20 protein-coding genes are annotated in these 26,031 nt (G+C 69.9%); 11 read left to right on the top strand and 9 right to left on the bottom strand.

Annotated features, from left to right (window positions below; translation table 11 throughout):
• Nucleotides 1-286 precede the first annotated feature (286 nt).
• The 4 genes from ACFVT1_RS17175 (at nt 287) to ACFVT1_RS17160 (ending at nt 3,302) form a co-directional block, all read left to right on the top strand.
• Nucleotides 287-1,534, top strand: a complete 1,248-nt coding sequence (locus ACFVT1_RS17175) for a helix-turn-helix domain-containing protein (RefSeq protein ID WP_389795941.1) — start codon at nt 287-289, stop codon at nt 1,532-1,534.
• Nucleotides 1,535-1,660: 126 nt separating this feature from the next.
• Complete coding sequence (locus tag ACFVT1_RS17170; protein ID WP_389795939.1) at nt 1,661-2,047, top strand: hypothetical protein; 387 nt, start codon at nt 1,661-1,663, stop codon at nt 2,045-2,047.
• Entirely contained in the window at nt 2,040-2,327 is a 288-nt protein-coding gene (locus ACFVT1_RS17165; protein WP_389795937.1) for a hypothetical protein, read from the top strand. Before ACFVT1_RS17170 ends, ACFVT1_RS17165 begins: the two co-directional genes overlap by 8 nt.
• 567 nt (nt 2,328-2,894) lie before the next feature.
• Nucleotides 2,895-3,302 carry a hypothetical protein gene (locus ACFVT1_RS17160; protein WP_389795935.1) on the top strand — a complete coding sequence of 136 codons (408 nt, stop codon included), beginning with the start codon at nt 2,895-2,897 and terminating at the stop codon, nt 3,300-3,302.
• Between the two features lie 725 nt (nt 3,303-4,027).
• On the opposite strand, the gene ACFVT1_RS17155 is transcribed toward ACFVT1_RS17160, so the two are convergent.
• Complete coding sequence (locus ACFVT1_RS17155; protein WP_389795934.1) at nt 4,028-4,699, bottom strand: HAD family hydrolase; 672 nt, start codon at nt 4,697-4,699, stop codon at nt 4,028-4,030.
• Nucleotides 4,700-4,951: 252 nt separating this feature from the next.
• On the opposite strand from ACFVT1_RS17155, the gene ACFVT1_RS17150 reads away from it, so the two are divergent.
• On the top strand, nt 4,952-6,433 hold the full coding sequence (locus ACFVT1_RS17150) for a peptidoglycan D,D-transpeptidase FtsI family protein (protein WP_389795932.1): 1,482 nt from the start codon (nt 4,952-4,954) through the stop codon (nt 6,431-6,433).
• 222 nt (nt 6,434-6,655) lie between these two features.
• Nucleotides 6,656-9,592: a hypothetical protein gene (locus ACFVT1_RS17145; protein ID WP_389795931.1), complete on the top strand. Its 2,937-nt coding sequence runs from the start codon at nt 6,656-6,658 to the stop codon at nt 9,590-9,592.
• A 104-nt stretch (nt 9,593-9,696) separates the two neighbouring features.
• Here the strand turns inward: ACFVT1_RS17145 and ACFVT1_RS17140 are convergent, their stop codons facing one another.
• From ACFVT1_RS17140 to ACFVT1_RS17130, 3 genes are all read right to left on the bottom strand, one after another.
• Complete coding sequence (locus ACFVT1_RS17140) at nt 9,697-10,638, bottom strand: helix-turn-helix domain-containing protein (protein ID WP_389795929.1); 942 nt, start codon at nt 10,636-10,638, stop codon at nt 9,697-9,699.
• A 336-nt stretch (nt 10,639-10,974) separates the two neighbouring features.
• On the bottom strand, nt 10,975-11,220 hold the full coding sequence (locus ACFVT1_RS17135; RefSeq protein ID WP_389795927.1) for a DUF397 domain-containing protein: 246 nt from the start codon (nt 11,218-11,220) through the stop codon (nt 10,975-10,977).
• Nucleotides 11,217-12,074 carry a helix-turn-helix transcriptional regulator gene (locus tag ACFVT1_RS17130; protein WP_389795926.1) on the bottom strand — a complete coding sequence of 286 codons (858 nt, stop codon included), beginning with the start codon at nt 12,072-12,074 and terminating at the stop codon, nt 11,217-11,219. The genes ACFVT1_RS17135 and ACFVT1_RS17130 overlap by 4 nt, the downstream gene beginning before the upstream one ends.
• A gap of 134 nt (nt 12,075-12,208) precedes the next feature.
• On the opposite strand from ACFVT1_RS17130, the gene ACFVT1_RS17125 reads away from it, so the two are divergent.
• Both ACFVT1_RS17125 and ACFVT1_RS17120 read left to right on the top strand, forming a co-directional pair.
• Nucleotides 12,209-12,631, top strand: coding sequence for an ATP-binding protein (locus ACFVT1_RS17125; protein WP_389795924.1), 423 nt, complete (start codon nt 12,209-12,211; stop codon nt 12,629-12,631).
• A gap of 106 nt (nt 12,632-12,737) precedes the next feature.
• On the top strand, nt 12,738-13,592 hold the full coding sequence (locus tag ACFVT1_RS17120; protein WP_389795922.1) for an NmrA/HSCARG family protein: 855 nt from the start codon (nt 12,738-12,740) through the stop codon (nt 13,590-13,592).
• A gap of 409 nt (nt 13,593-14,001) precedes the next feature.
• Here ACFVT1_RS17120 and ACFVT1_RS17115 read toward each other — a convergent pair whose 3' ends face one another.
• The 3 genes from ACFVT1_RS17115 to ACFVT1_RS17105 form a co-directional block, all read right to left on the bottom strand.
• Nucleotides 14,002-14,418, bottom strand: coding sequence for an RNHCP domain-containing protein (locus ACFVT1_RS17115; RefSeq protein ID WP_389795920.1), 417 nt, complete (start codon nt 14,416-14,418; stop codon nt 14,002-14,004).
• Nucleotides 14,419-14,457: 39 nt separating this feature from the next.
• Nucleotides 14,458-14,859 (bottom strand): RNHCP domain-containing protein, encoded by a 402-nt coding sequence (locus tag ACFVT1_RS17110; protein ID WP_389795919.1) that lies wholly within the window; start codon nt 14,857-14,859, stop codon nt 14,458-14,460.
• Between the two features lie 523 nt (nt 14,860-15,382).
• Entirely contained in the window at nt 15,383-16,048 is a 666-nt protein-coding gene (locus tag ACFVT1_RS17105) for an HAD family hydrolase (RefSeq protein ID WP_389796206.1), read from the bottom strand.
• A 284-nt stretch (nt 16,049-16,332) separates the two neighbouring features.
• On the opposite strand from ACFVT1_RS17105, the gene ACFVT1_RS17100 reads away from it, so the two are divergent.
• Nucleotides 16,333-18,915: a bifunctional FO biosynthesis protein CofGH gene (locus ACFVT1_RS17100; protein ID WP_389795917.1), complete on the top strand. Its 2,583-nt coding sequence runs from the start codon at nt 16,333-16,335 to the stop codon at nt 18,913-18,915.
• 249 nt (nt 18,916-19,164) lie between these two features.
• Here the strand turns inward: ACFVT1_RS17100 and ACFVT1_RS17095 are convergent, their stop codons facing one another.
• Both ACFVT1_RS17095 and ACFVT1_RS17090 read right to left on the bottom strand, forming a co-directional pair.
• Complete coding sequence (locus ACFVT1_RS17095; protein WP_389795916.1) at nt 19,165-19,566, bottom strand: winged helix-turn-helix domain-containing protein; 402 nt, start codon at nt 19,564-19,566, stop codon at nt 19,165-19,167.
• A complete protein-coding gene (locus tag ACFVT1_RS17090) occupies nt 19,541-20,083 on the bottom strand; it encodes a hypothetical protein (protein WP_389795915.1) in 543 nt (180 codons plus the stop codon). The genes ACFVT1_RS17095 and ACFVT1_RS17090 overlap by 26 nt, the downstream gene beginning before the upstream one ends.
• Before the next feature lie 700 nt (nt 20,084-20,783).
• Here ACFVT1_RS17090 and ACFVT1_RS17085 point away from each other — a divergent pair.
• The gene (locus ACFVT1_RS17085; RefSeq protein ID WP_389795913.1) at nt 20,784-22,331 is read left to right on the top strand and encodes an FG-GAP repeat protein; all 1,548 of its coding nucleotides are present in this window, start codon (nt 20,784-20,786) and stop codon (nt 22,329-22,331) included.
• 107 nt (nt 22,332-22,438) lie between these two features.
• Nucleotides 22,439-26,017 carry a LamG-like jellyroll fold domain-containing protein gene (locus ACFVT1_RS17080; protein WP_389795911.1) on the top strand — a complete coding sequence of 1,193 codons (3,579 nt, stop codon included), beginning with the start codon at nt 22,439-22,441 and terminating at the stop codon, nt 26,015-26,017.
• The last annotated feature ends 14 nt before the right edge of the window (nt 26,018-26,031 follow it).

Raw genomic sequence — 26,031 nt, 5'->3', positions numbered from 1 at the left:
GGGCAGGGGGCCGTGTGCGAGTGCGGCTGCGTCGTGGTGTGGGGTTCGCGGTCGCGGTAGGCGATCCCTCGTCGCCCGGGCACCGGAGGCGTACCAGGAACCCCCGGGGGCCGCCAAGGCCGAGCGCACGCGTCACGAAGTGAGCCTTGGCGGCCCCCGGAGAACCCTGGCACGGCGAAGCTGCCCGACCGACGAGGGACCCCCTCCCACTCAGGCGGTGATCGTGCCGGAGACTGACCCACCGCCTGTCGGCCCGGCGTACCGTGGGGTGGGAGGTGGTGAGTTGATGACTACGGAGCTGGCCGACAACGTCCGCAAGTATCGGCGCCGAGCAGGAATGAGCCAGGAAGAACTGGCCCACACCGCAGGCGTCTCGCCGGGCACCGTACGCAAAGTCGAGCAGGGCGGCACCGTCCGCATGGAGACCCTGCACACCCTGGCCCGCGCATTGGGCGTGACCACGGCGACCCTGCTGGCCCCGGACGCCCCCCAACCCGTCGGGCGAGGAGAAGACCCGAACCGGGTCAACCTGATCCAGCTCCGCGCCGCCCTCACCCCACCCGTCGGCCTTGCCGACCCGGACGGCGAGCGGGCCGAGGAAGAGCCGAACCTGCGGCGCTTCCGTCGCACTGTCCACGACGGAGCGGTGCTTTACCACTCCGACAGCTACAAGAGCGTCGCCTCCCAGCTGCCCGCCCTCCTGCGTGACGCCGACGCGGCGGTGGCCCACTTCGACCACGGTGAAGAACACCAACAGGCGCTCCTGGCCCGCGCCGAGGCGATGCAGTTGGCCGGCCGCTACCTGACCCAGGTGCGGCAGTACGACCTCGCCTACACCGCCCTGTCCCAGGCGATCACCGACGCCCGCCGCGCCGGGGACACTCTCACCGCGGCCTCCGGCGTCATTGGCATGTGCTGGCTGCTGCTGCGCCAGGGCCGCCTGGACGAGGCCGAACAACTCGCCGCCCAGACCGCCGACGTCATCGAACCCCGACTCTCGCGCGCCACTCCGGACGAGTGCGCGGCGTGGGGATGGCTCGCCCTGCGCGCCGCCGCAGCCGCAGGCCGCAACAACCGTCCCCAGGAAGCCCGTCATTATCACCGGGTGGCCACCACCGCAGCAGCCGCCGTGGGCCGGGAGCACACCGGATCGTTCTTCCGCCACTGGACCACCTTCGGGCCGCTCACCGTCGGCATGAAGGGCGTCGAGGACGCCATGGTCGTGGGCGACGCTCGCACCGTTGTCCGTAAGTCCAGCGAGGATGCCATGTCCCCCAAGGCGTGGAAGCACACCGGCAGGCCCAGTGACGACAACTGGAACCGTCACCGCCTCGATGTGGCCCGCGCCCACGCCCGCACCGGAGACCTGACCACGGCCATGGACGAACTGGCAGGCGTCCGCCATGCCTCCCCTGAATGGCTGCGGCACCAGCGGATGGCCGCCGAGACTATGCAGGAGATCCTCAAGAAGCGCAAGCGCACCCTCACCGCCGACATGCGTGAGATGGCCGACCACTTGGGCGTCGTCGGCTAACTGCCACGCAACGCACCACTTTCCGCACCATGCGTCACCAACTGACGTGATGCATACGTGGAGTGACGGCTCATCAGTACCTACGGTCTTCGTGTCCCAACCAGCGACCAGGCCCGGGGGTACACGGTGAACCAGCCCAGGAGCGACGCGGACCGCATGCGCCGCAGGGATCTCCACGACGTGGCAGCAGGACTGACAGGACCGCGCCTGCTGCCGTGGACCACCCCCGAGGGAAAGCCCTGCTACCTCAGCACCGACGGGCGCGGCTACCTCGCCAACCTCGCCGACGGCATCGAGTCGGTGCAGATCGGTATGGGCAAGGAGCTGTTGGAGTACGCCCGAGACGCCACGGCCCCCGGTGCGAAGATCCTGACGGCCACCGAATACCGCTGGCTGGCCTGCCGGTTGACCGAAGCCCTGACCGACGCGATCCGGGTCGCCGACTCGCGGGGGCAGCGCCTCCCGCACCCGGAGGATGAAGCAGAGGAGGAAGGCGGGGACGGTGATGCCTGACGCCACGAACGCGGACGCACCGGCACGCGGCATCACCCGCGGCCGCTACCGATATCGCGAGTACCACGTGACCACCGTCCCCGACCCTCTGGCTCTGCCGGCCTACACGGCGCTCTGCGTCACCGGCGAGGAACGCAACTGCGGCGCCGAATCCGGCACCCTGCACACCCCGGACGAGCTCACCCGCTGGATCGCCGAACACTGCGCCGCCACCGGCCACCAGGACTACGAGCAGACCGTCCGCGCCATGCTCCGTGCCGAGACCGGAGCATGGCAGTAAAGTCTCTCTGCGCCGACATTCCGCCAGCGGCAGCACCACCGTACGCGCCGCGCCCCTGACGGCAGTAGCGACGGCAACACCCACGGATTCCCCCGCACAACCACGGACACCAGCGGAACCCGAAACCTCCGCTGATCTGCGAATACGCAGATAGAGAGGGGCCGCGTAGCACACGTACTATGTGCTGGCGGGCGCCACGCCGGTCCTGGTTCACAACATTGGTGGATCGAAGGGGGGATACGGTGATGCTTGTTCTCTCTTTGCTCCCGGCCCGCACGCGAATGAATCCATCCCTGCTCGAGGCCCTGAGCGAGATTGGAAAAATCAGGAGATTCGTGATGTGAACACGATCGGAGATAAGTACGGATGTCATAGCTGTGGAGCCACGACGTCGGGCTATAAGAGCGGAACGTGGGTCAAGGATCACCAGCCTGTCTCCACCTTCATCAACAAAGGTGACCCTCAGATTCTGCTGCCGCATTGTCGATCGTGTAGTTCACGCCAGGGCACGGCAGCGGCACAAATGATTCGAGACGGAATCAATCCGTACAGAGATGGGGTCGGATAGTGACACATGTCAACAAGCTGGCCAAGGACGACCGTTTCTCCGCAGGTGTGCCGTGGGGGGTTATGCGGATCGAGTCGCCTGGATCTGACTGGGGAATCCCCGAGATCGACCCGTTGGTTTCGCCGGCCGAAAGCAACCCGGGATGCATCGTCGTGGCGGTCGTTCATGACGATATCGGGCCTGTTGAAGTAACGGTCGGAGTCGGCGACCGTGACGCTCCTGGCGAACTCATTTTCGACGGAAGTCTCGAGGTCCGGAACGGGGTTGTGGAAATCGCCGACCTTGTCGGCACCACCTTCTGTCATCAGTACCAGGTCGGCCCCGATAGATTCCAACGGATCAGGGTCTTCGCGGACGATCCAGAGGAAGCTCAAAAGCTATCGGTAAGGTTCGTCGAAGAATCCTGACCCAGCTTTTCCGCTTCGGCCGTCGGCGCTGTCGGGTCCGTCGGCCGAAGAAAAGTACGATGCCCCGCCAGGCAGGTTCTGGCGGGGCATCTGTCGCTCTCGGCGGCAGCAGTTGGCGGCAACGTCAGCGGATGTGTGTCGCACAGTGCTTCGGTGGTGCGTCGCCGCCGCGGGCCAGCCAGCGGCCAGGTCGCCGCAAGGAACAGCGCTGCGTAATGGACAGCTTGGGGGTGGATTACTAAGGGCTGTCCCGCTAATCCCTGGTGGAACAGCGTGCGGCGTCGGATGCGGTGCGCAAGGCGGAGGGGAGCCCGAATACTGGATCTATTCGGGCGTTCCCCAAACGCGGCGAGGCGCCGTAGCTGTCGTCGCACGCCCGCCAGGGAATACGGGACAGCCCTTAGCTAAGAGATCGCACGGAACGAAATGGGGCTCGCGTGTCGTCAGGCTGGAAAGTGGAGATTTCGGAGTGTGGCGATCCGGACGTTCGGGTCTCAGTTCGTGAACTTGTGGAGTTCCATGAATCCGAAGAGTGGCTCTCTGAAGGTGGCGCTCAGAACGCTCTTCTGATGCCACGGGCATAGCCTGGAAGCGTGGGTTTGAAAGCCCCACCGGCAGTGGTGCCGGTGGGGCTTTCGGGTGCCTTGATGGCAACGGTGACGGCAACGTCAGCGGGCGACTGCTGTGGCGGGCGGGCGTAGCGACCTTCCGTTCGGCGGAGTCGCTCAGTGGGAGAGGGAGAGTTCGGACAGCAGCACCGGCAGCTTGCGCATGTCGTCGAAGACCACGGTGTCAGGGCCCTCCAGCCAGTGCGCCGGGGTCAGCCCGCCCGCGTAGCCCAGGGACCGCATGCCGGCCGAACGGGCGGCCTGCACGCCGTACTTGCTGTCCTCGACGACCACGCAGGCGGCCGGGTCGACGCCCATCCGCCGGGCCGCGTGGAGGAAGAGGTCGGGGGCGGGCTTGCCGTGGGCGACCTCGTCGGCGCTGAAGATGCGTCCCTCGAAGTGGGCGTGGAGCCCGGTGTGGCCGAGGGTGTGGCGCATCTTCTCGTGGCTGCCGCTCGATGCCACACAGGTGGGGAGCGTGAGGGCGGCCAGTGCTTCGTGGATGCCGTCCACCGCGACGAGTTCGGCGTCGACGGCATCGCGGTGGAGTTGCTCGAAGCGCTGCTGCCAGGCTGCGGACCGGCCCGGCAGGCGGGCGTCGATCAGCTCGCCGACGGATGCGTTCGACCGGCCCACGAACTTCTCGACGACCTCGTCCGCCGTCAGCGGCCACCCCAGCTCGGCGCCCACCTGGACCTGGACACGCACGGCGATTCGTTCGCTGTCGACGAGTACGCCGTCGCAGTCGAATATGACGAGTTCAAGGGGAGACGCAGCTGTCGTGGTCATGCGGACAGGATAAGGACGGCGGACCGGGGGCGGCGGGCGGTCGGCGCAGGCGCGAGGAAGGCAGGATGGACCTCTGAACGGTCACGACCAGGCCCACGCCCACGGCCTGCGCACCCGGCCGCGTCCAGGACGGCCCGCGCCTCCCGGCCGGGAGGGCCCCACAGGGATGGTTGCCGGTGCAACCATCCGAGCGTAACCGTCATCCTTATTCATTAAGGATCAAATGGGTTATGAGAACGGGAGTGGATCGCGATGAACAGGCCGTTGCGGCGCATAGCCATATTCTGCGGGCTGCTGGTGATGGCGCTGCTGCTGCGGGCGAACTGGCTCCAGTACTTCCAGAGCGAGCCCCTGGCCACTCACGAGAAGAACCGCCGGGTGAAGATCGCCCAGTTCGCCACCCCGCGCGGCGACATCATCGTGGGCAGCGAGGCGATCACCGGTTCCAAGGCGGTCGACGGAACGGACTTCAAGTACCAGCGGACCTTCAAGCAGGGCCCGATGTACGCCCCCGTCACCGGATACGCCTCCCAGGCGCAGGGCATGTCCCTCCTGGAGAAGACGTACGACAGCATCCTCAGCGGCCAGGACGACCGCTTCGCGTTCCGGCACGCCAAGGACATCATCACCGGCGAGCAGCGGCGCGGCGGTGATGTGATCACCACGATCGACCCGAAGGCGCAGAAGGCCGGTTACAAGGGACTGACCGACCTCGGCGCGCGGGGCGCGGTCGTCGCGCTGGAACCGAACACGGGGAAGGTCCTGGCGCTCGTCTCCACTCCCTCGTACGACCCGTCCGTCTTCGCCGGGAACTCGTTCAAGGAGGGGGACAAGTTCCAGGCGCTCGTCAAGGACAAGAGCAAGCCGCTGGCCAACCGCCCGCTGCGTGAGACCTTCCCGCCCGGCTCGACGTTCAAGATCCTCACGGCGGCCGCGGCCCTGGAGAACGGGGTCGTCACCGATGTCGACGCGCGGTCCGACGCCGTCTCCCCGTACCCCCTGCCGCTCTCCACGAACAAGATCGGCAGCGAGGCCGGCGACGCGGTGTGCAACAAGGCGTCCATGAAGACCGCGATGCAGTACTCCTGCAACAACGTCTTCCTCGACGCGGCCTCCAAGGTCGGCGCCGAGAAGATGCGGGAGACCGCCGAGAAGTTCGGCTTCAACGCCGACGTCTACTCCGACGAGTTCGGCGACATGCTCGCCAGCAAGAGCCTCTACCCGAACAAACTGGACAAGCCCGGAACCGCGCTGACGGGCATGGGGCAGGGCAGCCTCACCAGCACACCGATGCAGATGGCGATGGTGACGGCCGCCCTCGCCAACGACGGCAAGCTGATGCAGCCGTACATCGTCGACGAGCTGCGCGGCCCCGACGTGTCGGTCCTGGAGAAGAACGAGCCGAAGCTCAAGAGCCAGGCCGTCTCCGAGGAGACGGCGAAGAAGGTGCGGGAAATGATGGAGTTCACGGCCAAGGAGGGCAGCGCCAAGCGTGCCCTGATCGACGGCGTCACGGTCGGCGGCAAGACCGGCACGGCGCAGCGCGGCGTCAACGTGAACGACGAGGTGCCGTACGGCTGGTTCGTCTCGTACGGCAAGACCGGCGGCAAGTCGGTGGCGGTCGCGGTGTTCATCGACCCGACGGACATGGACATCTCCCGATCGGACATCTCCGGTGGCCGGCTGGGTGCGCCGATCGCGAAGAGCGTGATGAAGGCGGTCCTGGGCAAGTAGCCTCCTGGGACGCGTGTGCGATCATCGTGTGCACTCTTCTTTACGAGTCGCGCACATCTCGCTTGTGTCCCGGGCCGTCCCGCGTTCGCGCGTCGTTCGTGAAGCCCCCCGGCAGAAGCGCACACTTCACCGGTCCGGGGGAACGGAATGCCCAGCTACCCACGCACGGCGGCGAGATCCGAGAGATCGGCGGGGTCGGCGGCGTACGCCACGCTGTTGCTCGTGCTGTCGGTCCTGTTCGCGCTGCTGATACCCGCGGGCGCCGCGCAGGCGTACGCCCCCACGGCGGCGGCCGACACCACGGCCGACGAGGACTGTGCCGCCCTGCCGCTCTCCGGCCTCAGCGAGGGCGGCAGCGAGGGCTGCGTACTGCCCGGCGACGGCCCCTACCGGGCCCTCTCGCAGATCGGCGAGGCCGAGCACGGCTTCCCCGCCGAGCACACCCTCGCAGCCGGCCGCATCTCCGACCCGGCCGACTGCGCCCACCCGGCGCTGAACGGATACAACTCCGGCCCCACGGCCGCCGACCCGGCCCACGGATGCCGGACCTTCACCGCCCCCGCCGCCGGACGCTACGACGCGTACGCAGTCCACGACGGCGTACGCTCCCTGCTCGCCGTGTACGACCGAGGCGGCAGGACCGTCTGCGAGACCTGGGACGTCTGCTCCCTCCCCGCCGCCGGTGACTACACCGTCTTCACCGACGCCCCCACCCTTGTCATCGACCACTCCGCCACCACCGGCTGCGAGCCGGTCGAGCTGGGTGTGCACCGCTCCGAGTTCACCGTCGGCGGCGAGATCGACTGCCTGTCCCTGCCGCTCCCCGAGGGCGCCCGGCTGGCGGCGCTGGAGGCCGTCTACGGGCCCGCGCCGCACCCGGACGTGACCCTCGTCGACGCCGACGGCATCCAGCGCTGCGACCCGTCCCGCCTCGCCGACGGGACCTGCGGACTCACCGGCAAGGCCCCGTTCCGGGCCCTGGTCTCCACCGCCGGCGAGTCGAAGCCGACCGGCCCGTACACCCTCGCCCTGCACCGCACCGACGCGGCGGGCGACTGCCCGGCCGTCCCGGCGGGCGACTTCACCGCGACCGGCCCCACCGCCCGCGTCGCCACCGGCGGCGGCGTCTTCTCGCGCTGCCTGAGCATTCCGGCGAACGACCACAGCACCCAGGAGAACATCCAGCTCCAGGCGGCACCCGGCACCGCGGCCCTCGCCCAGTTCACCGTCCTGGACGTCCAGGGCAAGCAGATCTGCTCGGTCCGCCCCTCCGTCTCCAGCTGGACGACCTGCGCGCTGACCCCGGGCGTCGCCCACACCGTGCTGGTCACCGGCCGCGACACCCCCGCCGAGTACATCCTGACCCGCCGCGACATCACCGCGACCGCCAAGGGCTGCACCGCGAACCCGGCGACGAAGCCCGGCGGCCCGTCCACCGGGGGCACCCTCGGGGCCCCCGGCGAGCTGCACTGCCGCCAGGTCACCACCGCCGACGCCAAGGACACCCTGCACATCGATGTCCGCGACCCGCTCGGCACCGCCAACGTGGTGGTGCACGGCGACGACGGCACCCCCCTCTGCAACAAGAACCAGGCGTGCGCCGTCACCGGCTCCACCCACTACCAGGTCCTGGTCACCGTCCCCGCGACGCTGAAGGCCCCCGGCTCGTACCGTTTCGACGCCCTGCGCATCGCGGGCCCGGACGGACCGGCCGCCGAGTGCGACAAGTCGCAGAGCATCGCGTACGGCTACGGCCCGGTCACCGGCACCCTCGACGAGGAGCACACCGCGTTCTGCGCCGCGCTGCCCACCGTGTACAGCGACCGGTTCAAGATGGAGATCAGCGACACGACGGGCGCCACCGATACGGCGGTACCCGCGCTGTACGACCCGAGCCTCGACAACGGCTGCACGTACTCCACCTCCAGCGGCTACTCGTGCAGGGTGATCGAGAGCTACTCCAGGGAGCTCACCCCGAGCATCCTGGTCCTCTCCCTGCCGGAGAGGGCCTCGCAGACCTCCTACAGGGCCGAGGCGGTCTGCCCGGGGCTCTGCGGCATGGAGCGGGTGACCGTCACGAAGCTCACCCCGGCCACCGGCGTCTCCAGTACGAGGACGGCGGTCGCGGTCACTGGCACCGCCCTGCACAAGGACCACCGCCTCGTGCTGCGGAACTCCGGCCGGGAGATCACCGGGACCACCGTCTCCGTCTCGCCCGACCGCCGCACCCTGACCGCCGAGCTGGACCTGACCGGCGCGGCCGAGGGCGCCTGGAGCGCGAGCGTCATCACCCACAACGGCGCGGAGTACCCGCGGGGCAACTTCACCGTCACCTCGGCCCCGCTCCGCAACAGCGCCCTCCCGACGATCGGCACCACCGCCCGCGTCGGCGACCGCCTCACCGTGTCCCCCGGCACCTGGACCCCCGCCCCGGCCTCGTACGCCTACCAGTGGCACGCCGACGGCCTGCCGATCACCGGCGCGACCGCCGCCACGTACACCGTCCCGGTCTCGCTGCTCGGCAAGAAGATCGGCGTCACCGTCACGGCCCGCCGCGCCGGCACTCCGGACGTCCCGGCCACCTCGGCGGCGCTCACGGTCGCCAAGGGCGCGGCGCTCAGGGTGACGACCACCCCGAATGTCACCGGCACCCTGAAGGTCGGCGCCAAGCTGACCACCACGGGCGGCAGTTGGTTGCCGTCCGCCACCTCCTACGGCTACCAGTGGATGGCCGACGGCAAGGCCATCAAGGGCGCGACGGCGTCGACGTACACCATCCCGGCGTCGCTGCTCGGCAAGTACGTGACCGTCACCGTCACGGCCCACCGCACCGGTCACGCCGACGGCTTTGCGATGCCCGCCTCGGCGAACGTCGCCAAGGGCAGCGCGCCCAAGGCCACCAAGCAGCCCACGATTTCCGGCACCGCGAAGGTGGGCCGCACCCTCAAGGCCGCCCACGGCACCTGGACGCCCGCCCCGACCTCGTACGGCTACCAGTGGTACGCGAACGGCAAGGCGATCTCCGGCGCGACCAAGTCCTCGCTGACGCTCAAGTCCACCCAGCGCGGCAAGAAGATCACCGTGAAGGTGACCGCCCGCCGCACCGGCCACGCCAGTGGTTCCGCCACCAGCAAGGCGACCAAGGCGGTCGCCCGCTGACGGTTGGTGAGGTGAACGCAAGGGCCGGGCGATCCGCACCAGATGGTGCGACGCCCGGCCCTTGCGCGTACGGGCGCCCGGCGTTCCCGGCCTGTTGCCGAACGTCAGGGGGGCGTCAGCGGAGCATCAGCAGGACTGATCATCAAGGCGAACGTCTCGACGACCTCCTCCTCTCGGCAGTCGCGGCAGTTGCCCGGGGTGGGGGAGCGGAAGGCCCGGTCGCAGCGGTCGCAGTTCTGGAGCAGGACCGTGGGTTGCTCCGGTGTCGGTGGGGGCGGCAGAAGAGCGGTGAGGCGGTGCCGGAGGAGTTTGGCGGGGTGCTTGAGGGGCTGGGGCAGATCGTGGGTGAGGGCGTGCCGGAGGGCGGTGGGCGTGGTGCCGCGCTCGAACCAGGTGGCGGCGGCGGGGGCGAGCAGGACGACGTCCTTCTCGGTGAGGGTGATCAGGGCCGAGTGGCGGGGGAGATCGGTGAGCAGCGCGGTGGCGGCGTGGAGGTACTGGGGGAGCGGGTTGCGCGGCTGGGGGAGCGGCGGGGGTGGGGGCGGAGGCGTGGGAGCGGGTGGAGGCGTCGCCGGGGGCGTTGCGGCCACGGGGACGGGTGCGACCACGGGTGCGGGTGCCTGGCGGCGTGGCTTGGGTGCCGGGGCCGCGACCGGGACCGGGTGCCGTTGTGCGATGCCGGACGGCTGGTTGTAGGAACAAGTCCGCGTGACGACACGGCCGTTGGACAGTCGCTCGCGGGTACGGCTCAGGTAGCCGTGAGCCTCCAGTTCGCGCAGCGCGGCGGCGATGCGGGCTTCGCTGTCGGGGAAGCGTTCGGCGAGCGTCTTGATGCCGATTCGCGCCCCGGCGGGAAGCGACTGGATGTACGTCGAGAGCCCGATCGCAAGCAGGGAGAGCTCGCGGTGCTGGGCGAGGTGGTTGCCGATGACGGTGAAGCGGCTGGTGTGCCGGGTGTTGATGTGCATGACACCGGACGTCGGCGTGGCGCCCCCGCGAACGGGAGACGGGGTGCGCGAGGGCGCGCTAATCTGCTGGGTATCCATCGGGAAGCTCCGAACTTCCTCGGTGGTCAGGCCCTCGGTATGGGATTGCACTCCCGGCCGGGGGCCGACGCATGTCTGGGGGTTGTCGCGGTGAGCATATGCCAGCGAACCCCTGCGAAATCCAGCTCAGTTGGCGAACCTCACTCGTGTGAGTGACGGGCCTCTGTGCGTTGCTGGGGGAGGGGTTGGGTTGGGGAAGTTTCTTCTTCCCAAAGCCTTTAAAAGCCTTTTTACGTCGGGGCCCGCCGCGTCGCGGTCCCCCAGGTCGCGGCGCACCGGGTCGCGGCTGTCGCGATCCGGTGCGGGACCGGGCGAACGTGGGCTGACCTGGTGCGATCAGCCCTGACGCGCGTACGTGACGAACGCGGACCAGGCGCCGGGGGCGACGTCGAGATGAGGACCCTGGGTGTTCTTGGAGTCGCGGATGTGGATGGTGGTGGGGCAGGTCGCGACCTCGACGCAGGTGCCGCCCTCGCCGCCGCTGTAGCTGCTCTTGCGCCAGTCGTAGGCGACCTCGATGCAGTTGCCACCCTCGCCACTGCTGTAGCTGCTCTTGAACCAGTTCAGTTGCCCGATGCTCATTGCTCTCCCAGCATCTTCTCGATCGCGGCCAAGGACTCCCCCGGAGCGAGAGCCACCGACTGCATAATTCCATAGCGGATGGCCAGCACCCGGACTTCTTCCGGCTCGGTGATGAGCCTCGGATATCCATGAATCTCCAGGTAGGCGAGCTGCTGTTTCCCCTTCGGTGTGATCATGGTGAACGGGCCGTCGAGGCTGGGCTGTTCGGTGCGGTCGAGCGGCACCATCTGAAGCTGCACCGTCCTGAGACGGCCGATGCGTAGGAGTGTCTGCAACTGCTCCCGATGCACATCCCGGCCCCCGATGGGGCGCATCAACACGCTCTCATCCAGGATGAAGTGGAACGTCGGAGGTGGCCAGCGCTCGAAGACCTGCTGCCGGTCCATCCGGTCGGCCACGCGCTTCTCGATGGTCTCCTCGCTGAGCAGTGGGCGTCGCTGGGTGAAGATCGCCCGGGCGTACGCCTCGGTCTGGAGCAGCCCGGGCACGGCCTGGTTGTTGTAGTCGTAGAGCTGCGAAGCGGCGGCCTCCAGATTCGCGTAGCCGCGATACCACTCCGGATGCCGTGTTCGTGCCTTCGTCAGCGCCTCCCGCACTTCCCCGATCGTCGCCCGGAGCAGGCCACCCGCACTGAGCGCGTCGTCTGCGAGTTCGAGGAACTCCGGCTGAGGAGTCCGCACCCCTCGCTCCATCGCGGAAATCAGGTCCTCCCCGCAGTGCGTCGCGAGGCCCAGTTCCTTCTGGCTCACGCTCGCGCGCTCGCGCAGAACCTTGATCATTTTGCCGAGCGCCCTGAAGAGGTGCGCCGTTCCGTCCGATTCGACCGGCCGCTCGGGCCGCACTTCCTTCTCCATGTATCCCGCACCGCTCTCTGTCCACCCGGTCACGGCCGACGCCCCGTACGGCCGACAGGGCGTGCCCGTACAGCTACTCGGCGTCGAGGTGTCACTGCTGGTCAGCGTACGAGCAACCGGACACGCTGAGTCACATGAACGCCGAAATCACCCTTGTGGGCGCCGAGTTCGTCCAACGCTTCAGCGCCACCCGTCGGGGCGCCCGGCTCGCCCGTCGGCTCGCTGTGCATCAACTCGACGGGTGGGGTGCGCCGTACGGGAGCGAGCTCTCCGAGGACGCCGCAGTGATCGTGTCCGAACTGGCGGCCAACGCGGTACTGCACGGGCACGTACAGGGACGGGACTTCGAACTGAGGCTCGTCTGCCTCGCGGACACGCTCCGTATCGAGGTGTCGGACGCGCGGGGTGAGCGAGGACCGGAGCAACGTGGCCTCCGGCCCGGCGCGGAGTCCGGGTTCGGCCTGCACCTGGTCGAGGCGCTGGCCACGTCCTGGGGGGTCGCCGACCGGGTCGTGGGCAAGACGGTCTGGGCGGAGTTGCCTGTCGGGCATCATTGACGCAGAGACGAAGCGGGGCCGAGGCCCACCGTCCGGGGCCCTCCCGGTGGCAGGTCCGGCCGCTGCTGGTCAGCATGGACCCATGCCCCTCGATCAGGGAGAACCCATGTCCATCGCGGTACTCGGAGCAACCGGCGGCCAGGGCGGCGCGGTGGTCGCCGCCCTGCTGGAGGCGGGGCACGGTGTGCGCGCCGTGGTGCGCGATCCCGGCAGCAGGCGGGCCAAGGCGCTGGCGGCGGCCGGGGCGGAGGTGGTCGCGGGGGATCTGTTCGACGCGGCCTCGCTCGCCGAGGCGTTCCGGGGCACGACGGCCGCGTTCGCCGTCACCACACCGTTCCAGGACGGTCTGGACGCGGAGGTCGCGCAGGGCGCGGCGATCGTACGGGCCGCGGAGGAGGCCGTGCTGCCGCATCTGGTGCTGGCCTCGGTCGCCAGTGCGGACCGCGGCACGGGGGTCCCGCACTTCGAGACCAAGGCCAGGACCGAAGAACTGCTCGCCGGCTCCGGGCTTCCGGCGACGGTGGTGGCGCCGACCTACTTCTACGACAACGCGCTGGGCGCCCTGGACGAGGTCGCCGCCGGTGTCCTGACCATGCCGATTCCCGGGGACACGCCTCTCCAGCAGGTGGCGCGGCAGGATCTCGGCCGGGTCGTGGCCGCCATTGTGGCCGATCCGGGCCGCTGGACCGGGCAGCGGATCGAGGTGGCGGGCGACGACCCCACGCCGTTCCGGATGGCCGAGGAGATCGGTCGGGCCGCGGGCGGCAAGGTGGCGTTCCGGCAGACGCCACTGGAGGACCTGCGCACGGCCAACCCCGACATGTACGCCATGTACAGGTTCCTCGCAGGCACCGGTTACCAGGTGGATCTGGGGGCGTTGCGGAGCCGGTTTCCCACGGTCCCGTGGACCTCGTACGCCGCCTGGGCCGACACCCAGGAATGGCCGACGCCACGCGGGTGATCCCTGCCTCTACCCGGGCGAGGAGGTCGGAGGCGTGGTTCTGGCAGGAACCGGACCCCGCCGGTGGTGGTGTGGGGGTGGCGCGTGTCCGCCTGTCGCGGTCGTTCCCTGGTGGGTTGGCGCCGGCTGTGTGCCCCGTCGGAGGAACGTGACACATGGGGTCGTGGGTGTCACGTTATTTGTCTGCCTCTACCCGGGCGAGGAGGCTGGAGGCGTGGTTCTGGCGGGAACCGGACCCCGCCGGTGGTGGTGTGGGGGTGGTGTGTGTCCGCCTGTCGCGGTCGTTCCCTGGTGGGTTGGCGCCGGCTGTGTGCCCCCGTCGGAGGAACGTGACACATGGGGTCGTGGGTGTCACGTTGGTTCGTCGACCCCTGCCCGAGCCGGGCGGCTCGGGCAGAGGTCGCGCGCGTCACAGCATGAGCAGCGCCCGTACCGGGACGAGGGTGTCCGACAGGGGGCGTACGGCCATGCGCATCAGCGCCAGGGTGTTGTCGTCTCCCGCGATGCGGTTGGCACTGAGCTCACCGCAGGTCAGGCACTCGTGGATGAGCGTCCATTCTCCGTCCTGCCGGACGGACAGGCTGAGCGCCGTCATCCGCCCGCGGCAGTCGGCGGCCCGGTCGCCCGGTATCCGCAGATCGACGTGCAGGCTGGTCAGGCAGTGCGGGCAGTGGTTGCGATGGGCGGTGCCCGGTGCGGTCAGCGGTACGTCGAGCCGACAGCCGACGCAGCGGAACGCGTCGCCGTGAGCGCCGCCCGGTCCGTGCAGGACGTCCTTCCGTCTCTGCGGGCGGTGCGACGGCCGCCGGGGTCCACGTCGTGGCATGGGGGTCCTCCGTCCGTTTCCTCGGTCGCTTCCGGTGGCTCACAGATCGCCGAACGCTTCGAGCGGGAAGGGCGGTTGGGCCAGCGGGCGGACGGCCATCCGCATCAGGATCAGTTGGTTGTCGTCCCCGCAGACCGGGTTCGAGGTCAGCTCGTCGCAGCGGGTGCAGCGGTGGATGACCATCCAGTCACCGGTGCGGAGCACCGCGATGGAGATCGGGGTCATACGCGCCCCGCAGTCGGACGGGCCGCCCTCGACGTGGTCGAGGCAGTGCTTCGAGTGCAGGCAGCTGGGGCAGTGGTTGCGACGGCTGCCGCCGGGCGCGAGCGTGGCGATGGTCAGCCCGCACCACAGGCAGGTGAAGGTATCGGTCCTCAGGTAGGCGCTGGCGCCGTGGTGGGAGGAATTGGTCGTACGGGGCTGGGGGTTGTCGGTGGACACCCGGGTTTCTCCTTGCCGAAGAGGATGAGCAATGCAGCAGGGGAGTACCGAGCAGCCCTCAAGGCGGAGGCCGGAGAGGCATGAGACGTCGGCCGGGGATCACGTACTGACGGGAAGGACGCGCGTATGGGTCAGGGCGCGTGGGTCAGCGCGATGCCGCGGGCGTGCACATGCACGCAGCTCCGATCGCCCCGGCGCGGATGAAGACGCGAAGAGGGAGGCTCGGAACTACTGGCCGGGGCATACATCAACTACTTTCCAGGGCGAATGCCCCCAGGGTGCGTTTTGAAAGTCCCGCCTGTGCCGCCCGTCGGGCGAACGGCGCTCATTTCAAAACGCGCCCTGGGGCACCGACGGTCGACACCGTGGTCGAGGTGCGAGCACCGTAGCAACGCACCCCCACCGGATCCAGCGATTATCGGGCGCGCACGTGTGCGACGCCCCGGTCTGGCCTCATGTGCCGCGCGGGCAGGATGCCCCGGTCTCGCCTACGCGCCGACGGGTCAGGTCTTCCGGTCTGGTTCTATGCGCCGGAAGGGCCGGATTCCCTGGCCTCGCTGATCAGTGCCGGCAGGTCCGTCAGTGCGTCGATGCGCCAGTCCGCCGTCTCCACCACGTCCGGATGGTCCGCCCACCAGTGCCCGTACGCGCCACGGCGGACATGCGCCGCGCGCAGGCCGAAGGACTTGGCCGGGAACAGGTCGTTGGCCGGGTGGTCGCCCACGTACAGGGTGCGCTCCGGGGCCGCCCCCGACGCCCCCAGGACCCGTGCGAAGAACTCCGGATCCGGCTTGGCCACGCCCCACTCGTCCGAGGTGACGACCAGGTCCGCGGGCAGATCCAGCGCCCGCAGCAGTTCCCCGGCCCGCACCGTCTGGTTGCCCGCGACCACTACCCGTACTCCCAGCGCGCGCAGCTCCGCGAGGGCGGGGCGGACATCGGGGTAGAGGTCCGTCTCGTCGAGGTGCTCACCGCGCCCGGCCGCCGCGCGCGCCAGGTACGCCTCCTTGACGTTCATGCCGGGGCGCAGGAGGCGCAGTGCGTCCGCACTGTCGCGGCCCTGGGTGACCGCCGCGCCGACCAACGCGCTGAGCGTGTGCGGGGGGACTCCGAGCCAGTTCGCCCAGGACGCCCAGTAGCGGTCGTCGCGCACGAGTGTTTCGCCGATGTCGAAGACGATCGTTTCCATCACCGTCCCGACCCTACGGCCCGGAAGGGCACCGACGGCCCAGGCGCCAGGGCCGGACCCGCGTGCGTCGGCCGTGCCTCCGCCGCCCCGCGGCAGTCCGCGTCCGTGCTTGCGCCGCTCCCCGGCCGATCCTCTGCCGCACTCCACGCCGCCGCGCCCCACGCCGCCGTGTCCGCTTCCGCGTCCGCCTCCGCACCGTGTCCGCCTCCGCGCCGCGTCCCTGGCCGGAGTCCCTGGTCGGAGTCCCTGGTCCGGGGCGTGTGCCCCGCTCGTATGCTCGCTTCATGACCGATCCTCAGCGCGGACGCCCGACCACCAATTCCATGCGGCGCGCCCTCAAGCGGGCCCGCGACGGTGTCGCCCTCGATGTGACCGAGGCCGCCGTTCTGCTCCAGGCGCGGGGCGACGACCTGACGGATCTCGCCGCCTCGGCCGCCCGGGTCCGCGACGCCGGCCTCGAAGCCGCGGGCCGGCCGGGTGTCATCACGTACTCCCGCAAGGTCTTCATCCCGCTGACCCGGCTCTGCCGCGACAAGTGCCACTACTGCACCTTCGTCACCGTCCCCGGCAAGCTCCGGCGTGCGGGACACGGGATGTTCCTGTCACCGGACGAGGTGCTGGCCATCGCGCGCGACGGCGCGGCCATGGGCTGCAAGGAAGCGCTGTTCACGCTGGGCGACCGGCCCGAGGACCGCTGGCCCGAGGCGCGCGAATGGCTGGAGGCCGAGGGGTACGACGACACCCTCGCGTACGTACGCGCCATGGCGATCCGCGTCCTGGAGGAGACCGGCCTGCTCCCGCACCTCAACCCCGGCGTCCTGACCTGGACCGACCTCCAGCGGCTCAAGCCCGTCGCACCCTCCATGGGCATGATGCTGGAGACGACGGCCACCCGCCTGTGGTCCGAGCCGGGCGGCCCGCACCACGGCTCCCCGGACAAGGAACCGGCCGTACGCCTCCGCGTCCTCGAAGACGCGGGCCGCTCCAACGTCCCGTTCACCACCGGCATTCTGATCGGGATCGGCGAGTCGTACGAGGAGCGCGCCGACTCCCTGTTCGAGCTGCGGAAGACCGCCCGCGCCTACCACGGCATCCAGGAAGTCATCGTCCAGAACTTCCGCGCCAAGCCGGACACCGCGATGCGCGGCATGCCGGACGCCGAACTGGAGGAGCTGGCCGCGGCCATCGCCGTCGCCCGGCACATCCTCGGCCCGTCCGCCCGCATCCAGGCGCCGCCGAACCTCGCCGACGCCGAGTACGCGCTGCTCATCGGCGCGGGCATCGACGACTGGGGCGGCGTCTCCCCGCTCACCCCCGACCACGTGAACCCCGAACGCCCCTGGCCCCACATCGACGAACTGGCCGCCAGGACCGCCGAGTCCGGCTTCACACTCCGGGAACGCCTCACCATCTACCCCGAGTTCGTCCGGCGCGGCGAGCCCTGGCTCGACCCCCGCCTCCTCCCGCACGTCCGCGCCCTCGCCGACCCGGAAACAGGGCTGGCCCGCGAAGGAGCGACCCCCTCCGGCCTGCCCTGGCAGGAACCCGACGAGGAGTTCGGCGCCACCGGCCGCACCGACCTGCACCGCACCATCGACACGGAAGGCCGTACCGGCGACCGCCGCGAGGACTTCGACGAGGTGTACGGCGACTGGGAGGCGCTGCGCGAGGCCGCCGCCCCCGGCATGGTCCCGTCCCGCATCGACACCGACGTGCGCCAGGCGCTGAGCCGGGCCGCCGACGACCCGACGAAGCTCACCGACAACCAGGCCCTCGCCCTGCTCCACGCGGACGGCCCGGCCCTCGACGAACTGTGCCGGATCGCGGACACCCTGCGGCGCGACGTGGTCGGTGACGACGTCACGTACGTCGTCACCAGGAACATCAACTTCACCAACGTCTGCTACACGGGCTGCCGCTTCTGCGCCTTCGCCCAGCGGCGTACCGACGCCGACGCGTACACCCTGTCCCTGGACCAGGTCGCGGACCGGGCCGAGCAGGCGTGGGACGTCGGCGCGGTCGAGGTCTGCATGCAGGGCGGCATCCACCCCGACCTGCCCGGCACCGCGTACTTCGACATCGCGCGGGCGGTGCGGGAACGCGTCCCCGGCATGCACGTCCACGCCTTCTCGCCGATGGAGGTCGTCAACGGAGCGACCCGCACCGGCATGTCGATCCGCGACTGGCTGATCGCCGCGAAGGAGGCCGGGCTCGGCTCGGTCCCCGGCACGGCGGCCGAGATCCTGGACGACGAGGTCCGCTGGGTCCTCACCAAGGGCAAGCTGCCGACGGCGACCTGGCTGGAGGTCATCAGGACCGCCCACGAGGTGGGCCTGCGCTCCTCCTCCACGATGATGTACGGCCACGTGGACCAGCCCCGCCACTGGCTGGGCCACCTGCGGACCCTGGCCGGCCTCCAGCAGGAGACCGGCGGCTTCACGGAGTTCGTCACCCTTCCCTTCATCCACACCAACGCCCCGGTCTACCTGGCGGGCATCGCCCGCCCCGGCCCGACCGACCGCGACAACCGGGCCGTCACCGCCATGGCCCGGCTGCTGCTCCACCCGCACATCACCAACATCCAGACCAGCTGGGTGAAGCTCGGCACCGAGGGGGCGGCGGAGATGCTGCGCTCGGGCGCCAACGACCTGGGCGGCACGCTGATGGAGGAGACCATCTCCCGTATGGCCGGGTCGAGTTACGGCTCGTACCGGTCGATCCAGGACCTCGTCGCGATCGCGGAACTCGCGGGCCGCCCGGCGAAGCCGCGCACGACGCTCTACGGAGAGGTGTCGCAGGAGCGGGTGGCGGCGGCCGCCGCGTCCGACGGACAGCTTCCGGAGCTGCTTCCCGTCCTGCCGAACTGAGCCGCATGGCCCCAGCCAGGCCGCGACGCCGCTCGATGCAGCAGATCGACGAGGCCGCAGACGGGCCTCGTCCATCGGCCGGACGGCGGAAGTGGCCGGACTACCGCTGGGCCCTGGTCCGCCGGGCCCACGTCCGGCGCTTCCTCTGCGACAGCGCTGAGGCACTGGCGGACCTGGACCGGGCGCTGGAGACCGACCCGGCTCAGGCGTGGGTGCGGGCGCGGCGGAACCGGCTGGACGGGCCGGACCTCACCCGACGCTGCCCTGCCGGCCGATCGCGTCGTCGCCGCGCGGCGAGTCCGTCCCGTGCGCCGGGCCGGCCTGGGCTCTGGAGCCCGCCGTTCGGGCTGTGGCGGCGATGTCCTGGAGCGCCGCGATGTGCCGGGCCAGCGCGAGCCGGCCGGCAGGGGTGAGCGACAGCCAGGTGCGGGGACGCTTGCCGACGTAGCCTTTGCGGACGGTGAGGTATCCGATCTCCTCCAGGGCGGAGGCGATCTTGCTGAGCACCGAATCGGACACCTCGCAACTACCGCGCACGGTAGCGAAATCCGCCTCGTCGCACGCGGAGAGAAAGGCGACGACCGTCAGCCGGGTGGGATGGTGGATCGCCGCGTCGATCAGTGGCCTACCCGACTCGGACGCGCTGGTCATCCGACCTCCAGGAGTCTTGCCGGAGCTTCTTCCGGATCGACCTGTTCCGGTTGGCGAACACGGCCCAGGCGCCGAGTCCCAGCACGGCGAACACAACGATCCCGGTGAGCGCGGGATCGGCGCCGAACTGCCGGCACAGTCCGTACGCCGCGACCGCGGCGGCCGGCAGGAGCAGGAGAGGAGCCGCCGCCCGGCGCAGATGCGCGGACAGTGCCACCCTGACTCCCGCCCTTCGCCTGGCGGCCTGGACGAGCAGGAGCACCACGGCCAGACCCACGAGCGAGATCAGAAGAGAGAGCAGCTCCGCCCAGCCGCCTCGTCCCTCCGTCCAGGCTTTTCCGAGGGCCGGAACGATCAGCGCCGCAGCCACCGCGGGGCCGTACCAGGCGGGAGTCAGCCCGGCCTTGAGGCGGGCCAGCTCCCGGGCCGCGTCGATGTCCCGCAGGGCATCGGCCGCGAGATCGCCCGACAGGGGGACTTCGCCCGCGTGTGCGGGGGTGGATTCGGGTGAGGGCATCGCGTATCTCGGGCCTTCTCGTTGCTGTGTGACCTGCCTACCTGCCTTCGCATACTGGCATGTACTTTCCTCAAAGGAAAGTGCCTGATCGCGGCTCTCCTGCCCGCCCTCGTCTTCTCCTGGGCCCCGTCCGGGTCCCGCCCGGACGGGGCGGAAAGTCGGAGGCGTGCGGGGTGGCGCCGTGCGGGGCGTCGACCCGGCCGCGGAGGCAGCCGCCGGTCATCGGGCGGCCGAGGGCGTTGTGCGCCGGGCGGCGAACCCCGCGAACGCGGCGCACCGATGCCCCGGTGCGGGCGCCGGCGTTCCGCCCCCCTTCGCGCGGACGGCTCAACTCGGCGTGCGACGGGTCGACTTCGGCGTACCCCGGCAGCAATCGGGCTGCCAGGGGAGTGGCTCTCCGCTCCGTATCAGGCAGGTGGGCGCATGGAGTCTCCCCTTTCCTCTTGTGCAGATTTGGTAATGCTTCAAGGGATTGGTCATGTCTATCTGGCGTACCTCCCATAAGGCTTCGATGTCGTCTTTTTCGAAACTTGTCACTGTTCGGCATCCACTTAACAGCATGTAACGGACATGTTCTTGACAGGTTCAGGAGGCCGTTATTGCATTCGCTTTGCTGTGCGCTGCCAAATGTCTGCGAATCGGGGGGATGGGCGGTGTGCAGTTTTCTCTCAAGGGGTGGGATGTGAATAGAAAATCCGGCATGTCCGGAATCATGGCCGCAATCGGCCTGTTCGTCGCGACCGCGGGTGCGACGGCCGTGGGGGCCGTACCCGCTGCCGCGGCGGCCTCCTGCGCGGGCGCGAGCACGGACTTCAACGGTGACGGCGTTGTCGACAACGTGGTCACGGACCCGCAGGCGACCGTCAACGGAGTCCCGCAGGCCGGTCTGGTCCGGGTGCTCTACGGCGGAGGCAAGGGCGTCAGCGAGATTTCGCAGGCGACCCCCGGGATGGGCGCCGCCCCGGAGCGGGGCGACCAGTTCGGGACGGCGGTCGCCTGGACGGACTTCAACGGCGACGGGTGTACCGACCTCGTCGTCGGGACCCCGTACGAGGACACCGGCGGCTCCGGGGCGGACGTCAAGGACACCGGCTGCCTGCACATCATCTACGGCTCGCCCACCGGGATCGGCGCGGGCTCGGCCATCGAGGGCTACACCCAGTCGGCGTTCACCCCGGGGGCCAACAACGAGGCGGGCGACCGCTTCGGCTACGCACTCCAGGCGGGTACGACCGACACGGGCCAGCCGTATCTCGTCGTCGGCGTTCCGGGCGAGGGGGTGATCGTGAACGGCGTGAATCAGGCCGATGCCGGTGTCATCGTCTACCAGCAGGGCACCAAGCGGACCACGGTCACCCAGGACAGCCCGGGTGTGCCCGGCGTGGTCGAGGCCGGCGATCAGTTCGGGGCCTCGCTCACCGGCACCAATCGCTACTTCGCCGTCGGGGCGCCGGGCGAGACCATCGGCGCCGACGCGGTGGGAGCGGGAGGCGTGGCCGTCTTCAACCACACACTCACCGACGGGATACCGACCGCGATCGCCGGTATGGACCAGGCGGGCGAAGGCGAGGCCCTCACGGGCATCGCCGAGACCGGTGACAGGTTCGGCGCCGCGCTGTCGATGACCGGCTACCGTCCGGCAGGCCAGACCTACAACTCCGATGCCCTCCTCGCCATCGGCACGCCGGGCGAGGACATAGGCAACGTGCCCGACGCGGGCGGCGTCGCCGTGGTGCGGATCGAACCCTCCGGCCGGGTCACCGAGATCAAGGCATTCGATGCCGGGACCGCGAACGTCGAAGGCGATCCCGGAGCAGGCGACTTCTTCGGGCAGCGCGTGGCCATCACGAACACGGACACCGGCGTCGTCACCGGCACCGCCACCGTCCGGCTGGCCGTGGGCATCCCCGGCCGGGACGTCGACGGGGTGAAGGACGCCGGGGCGATCCAGGTGTTCAAGCCGCTGGACAGCGACATCGGAGCCGCCGACAGGATCACCAAGCGCGGCTCGGACGTCCTGCCGGGCAAGCCGAACACCCGTGACTTCACCGGGATCTCACTGCGCTCCGGCGCCGTGACCCTCTACGTCGGTATCCCGTACAGCAAGGACCCCGCCACTTCCCAGGGCGTCCTCCACACGATGCCGTGGACCGACATCGACGGCACCACGACCGGGGGGACCAAGACCTTCCGGCCCGGTAGCGGCGGGCTCTCGGACATCGGTACCTCTTTCGCGGCAGTCGGGTGACCGGCGTGGAACCTCAGGAGCCGACCAGCGATGAGAACGGCAGAGAGCAGACCGCGATCGTGAACAGACGTGCTGCACACGGGCGTCGGCGCAGCCGAGGCCCCCTCGTGGCGGTGACACTGACGGCCCTGCTGGCCACGGGGCTGGGATTCCCGGCCCTGTCCGGCGAGCTTCCGGAGGCTGCCGCGGCACCCGCCGGGGGCGCCACGGCAGCCGGGACCGAGGCAGCTCAGGAGGCTGCCGCGCAGACCGATGCCCCGGTCGAGGTACTGAGCCTGCGCGACGAGCGCAGCACCACGGTGGCCAACCCGGACGGCACCTTCACCACCACCACGGCCGTCCAGCCCGTACGGACCCGCAAGGACGGACGGTGGGTGGACATCGACACCACTCTCGTCCGGCAGCCGGACGGTTCGTACGCGCCGAAGGCGGCCGTATCGGCGATGTCCTTCTCCGGGGGCGGTGCCACGACGTTCGCCACGATCGAGAAGGACGGGCGCGCCCTCTCCCTGGACTGGCCCGACACGCTGCCCGCGCCCGCGGTCGACGGACCGACCGCGACCTACCCGGACGTCCTGCCCGGGGTCGACCTGAAGGTGACCGCGAACGCGGAGGGCTTCTCGCACCTGATCGTCGTCAAGGACGCCGAGGCGGCCGGCAATCCGAAGCTGGCCGAACTGCACCTGCCGGTGGACACGACGGCGGTCGATCTCAAGAAGTCCGACGACGGCGGTCTCACCGCGACCGACGCGGCCGGCGGCACCGTCTTCGAGGCTCCCGCACCGCTGATGTGGGACAGCAGGCAGGGCGTGGGGGAGGCCGGGACGGGGCCCGCACCCACACCGTCCGAGCCGGCCGGTGAGGAGGTCGCCGTGACACCCCCGGACGGCACCCGCGTCGCCGACGTCGACGTGCGGGTCGGCCGCGACACGATGACGCTGACTCCGGACAGCTCACTGCTCACGGGCGGCGACACGGTGTATCCGGTCTACATCGACCCGGTGGTCAAGACCGCCAGCCGCACCGGCTGGACGATGGTGTCGTCGTACTACTCGTCGGCCGAGTTCTGGAAGTTCGACGATCACGAGGGCGTCGGGAAGTGCCCTGCCGACGTGTCGTACCAGTGCGCCAGCTCCAACGACAAGAAGCGCCAGTTCTTCGCCATCCCGACCGCGTCCTTCGAGGGCAAGGACATCATCAAGGCCGAGTTCGCCGTGACGATGGTCCACACGTACAGCACCACCGCCAAGGCCGTGCAGCTGGGACGGGTCAACTCCACCGGCGCGAGCGCGATCAACTCCGCCACCAACTGGGGCAATCAGCCCTCGCTGAAGGAGACCATCACCAGTAAGTCCCCCACCAACCCGGCCGGGTCGTGCACGTCGACCAACCAGAACGTCCGGTTCGACGTGAAGGGCACCGTCCAGAAGGCCGCCGACAGCGGCTGGGACACCACGACGTTCCGGCTGCGTGCGGACAACGAGGACGACTACTCGTACTGGAAGCGGTTCTGCGGAAACGCCCACCTCGAAGTGACGTACAACCGCCCGCCGCTGGCGCCCGCCATGAGCGACCTCAGCATGTCGCCCGGCGGCTCGTGCCAGTACGGGCATGCGGATGAGCACTATGTCTCCGAGGCTCCGGTCCTCAGCGCCGTCATCAAGGACTACGACCACAACGACGTGGCCGGGAAGTCCGAGAGCCTGAAGGCCCGGTTCCACGTCTTCTGGACCAAGAACGGCGTGCAGGTCGACCATTACGCCACCACCGGAGCCCGTACGACGACCGGTACGGGCCAGACGGGCTCGGCATCGTTCAAGTACACGGCCGGCTCGGACCTCAGCACGGATTCGGACGCCGGGTTCACCATCCCTTCCAACGTCACGATCGGCTGGGAGGTGCAGGGGACGGACGGGACCGCCTGGGGCCCGTGGAGCAGCGCGGGCGACGCCACCCGCTGCGAGTTCATCTACGACGCCACCACGCCCGCCGCGCCCGTGATCAGCTCTGTCCAGTACCCGGACGACGGCGCCTGGCACGCGGGCGTCGGTGACTACGGAACCTTTACCTTCGACTCGCCGTCCACCGATGTGGCCCACTACCAGTACCGGTTCAAGGGCAGCAGCGGCTGGTCCACGGTCGCCACGGCGACACCGGGCGGACCCGCGACGGTGAAGTTCATGCCGACCTCCGAAGGCGACTGGTCCGTGGAGGCCAAGGCCGTCGACGGGGCCGGAAACGCCCAGAAGACACCGATGGGGTACGTGTTCCTCGTCTCCGACGGGCGGGCCCCCGTCGGCGGCTGGACCCTCGGCGACGTCAAGGGGTCCGGTTCCGCGGCCGGTACGGGCACCTCGCCCAGCGCCGCACCGGGTACGGGAGTCGCCTTCGGCGCCAAGCCCGGACCGCTCGGCGCGGCCGACACGTACGCGGCCCTGGACGGCACCGAGAACGCCTATCTGGACGCGGGGCGGCACATGGTGGACACCGACACCGGGTTCTCGGTCAGTGCCTGGGTCAATCTCCCCGAGGAGCCGAAGCAGGACCAGACCGTGGTCAGCCAGGACGGCACGGGCCTGCCCGGCTTCGACCTGGGTTACGACGCCGACAGCCGCAGCTGGGTGTTCCGCGCCCCGTACAACGACCTGGAGTCCATCGGCGACTGGCAGGTCACCGGCGGCAAGGTGGTTCCCGGTGCCTGGACGCACCTCATCGGCTCCTACGACGGCGTCACCGGAGTGATGAGGCTGTACGTGGACGGCACGGCGGTCACCGCCACCGCGAAGCGGCAGGCCGCGTGGAACGCGGCCGGAACCCTGCAGATCGGCCGCAGACTCGCTCTGGAGGGATACACCGCCCACCTCAAGGGCGGGGTCGCCGATGTCCAGGTCTACGACCGGGTCGTGACCGGCCCCGAGAGCGCCGACCTGGGCGGCATCGTGGCCCAGCAGCTCGCGTACTGGGACGTCGACACCGCACCCGACGGAGTGGCGCCGGAGGCGGGCGGCGGAACCGGGCTCACCCTCGGCGGCGGCGCGTCCATCTACGTACCGGCACCGGGCTGCGACCCGGAGGCAGACCCGGAGTGCGTCGAGACGGCGCCCGAGGAGCCCATGTGGGGCGATGGCCATCTGCTGCTGAACGGCACCGACGCCTACGCCGCACGGGCGGCCGGACTGCTCTCGAAGCGGGACAGCTTCACCCTGACCGGACGGGCCCGGCTCTCCTCGGTGTCTCCCACCAAGGACCAGACGGTCATGGCGCTGTCCGGCGCCCAGGGCAGCGCGGTCACCGTGGGCTACTCGGCCGCCGACAGCCGCTGGACCCTCACGGTCACCGACGCGGACTCGGCCACGGCCGTGACCACGACCGCGAAGGCGACGGGCTTCCTGCCCAGCACGGGTGTCAAGGGAGACCACCTCGCCCTCGTCTACTCGGCGGTCTTCGGCGACGTGGTGCTCTACGTCAACGGCGTCGAGAGCGCCCGGGTGCCCTGGGACAACACCTGGGACTTCACCACCACCGCGTTCCAGGTCGGCCGCAAGCTCACCGGCAGCACCTCCGGAACCTTCCTCTCCGGTGCCGTCGACGAACTGCGCCTGTTCCAGGGCGCACTGGACGCGAGCCTCGTGAACATCGTCAGCGGTCTCGCGGACGACACGAGTGTCGAGGCGACCGTGTCCTGATCCGACCACCGCGG

The organism is Streptomyces sp. NPDC057963 (assembly GCF_042887155.1).
In the GTDB taxonomy this organism is placed as follows: Bacteria; Actinomycetota; Actinomycetes; order Streptomycetales; family Streptomycetaceae; genus Streptomyces.
The sequence above is the reverse complement of the archived record's forward strand: the minus strand, read 5'-3'. Positions and strand labels throughout refer to the sequence as shown.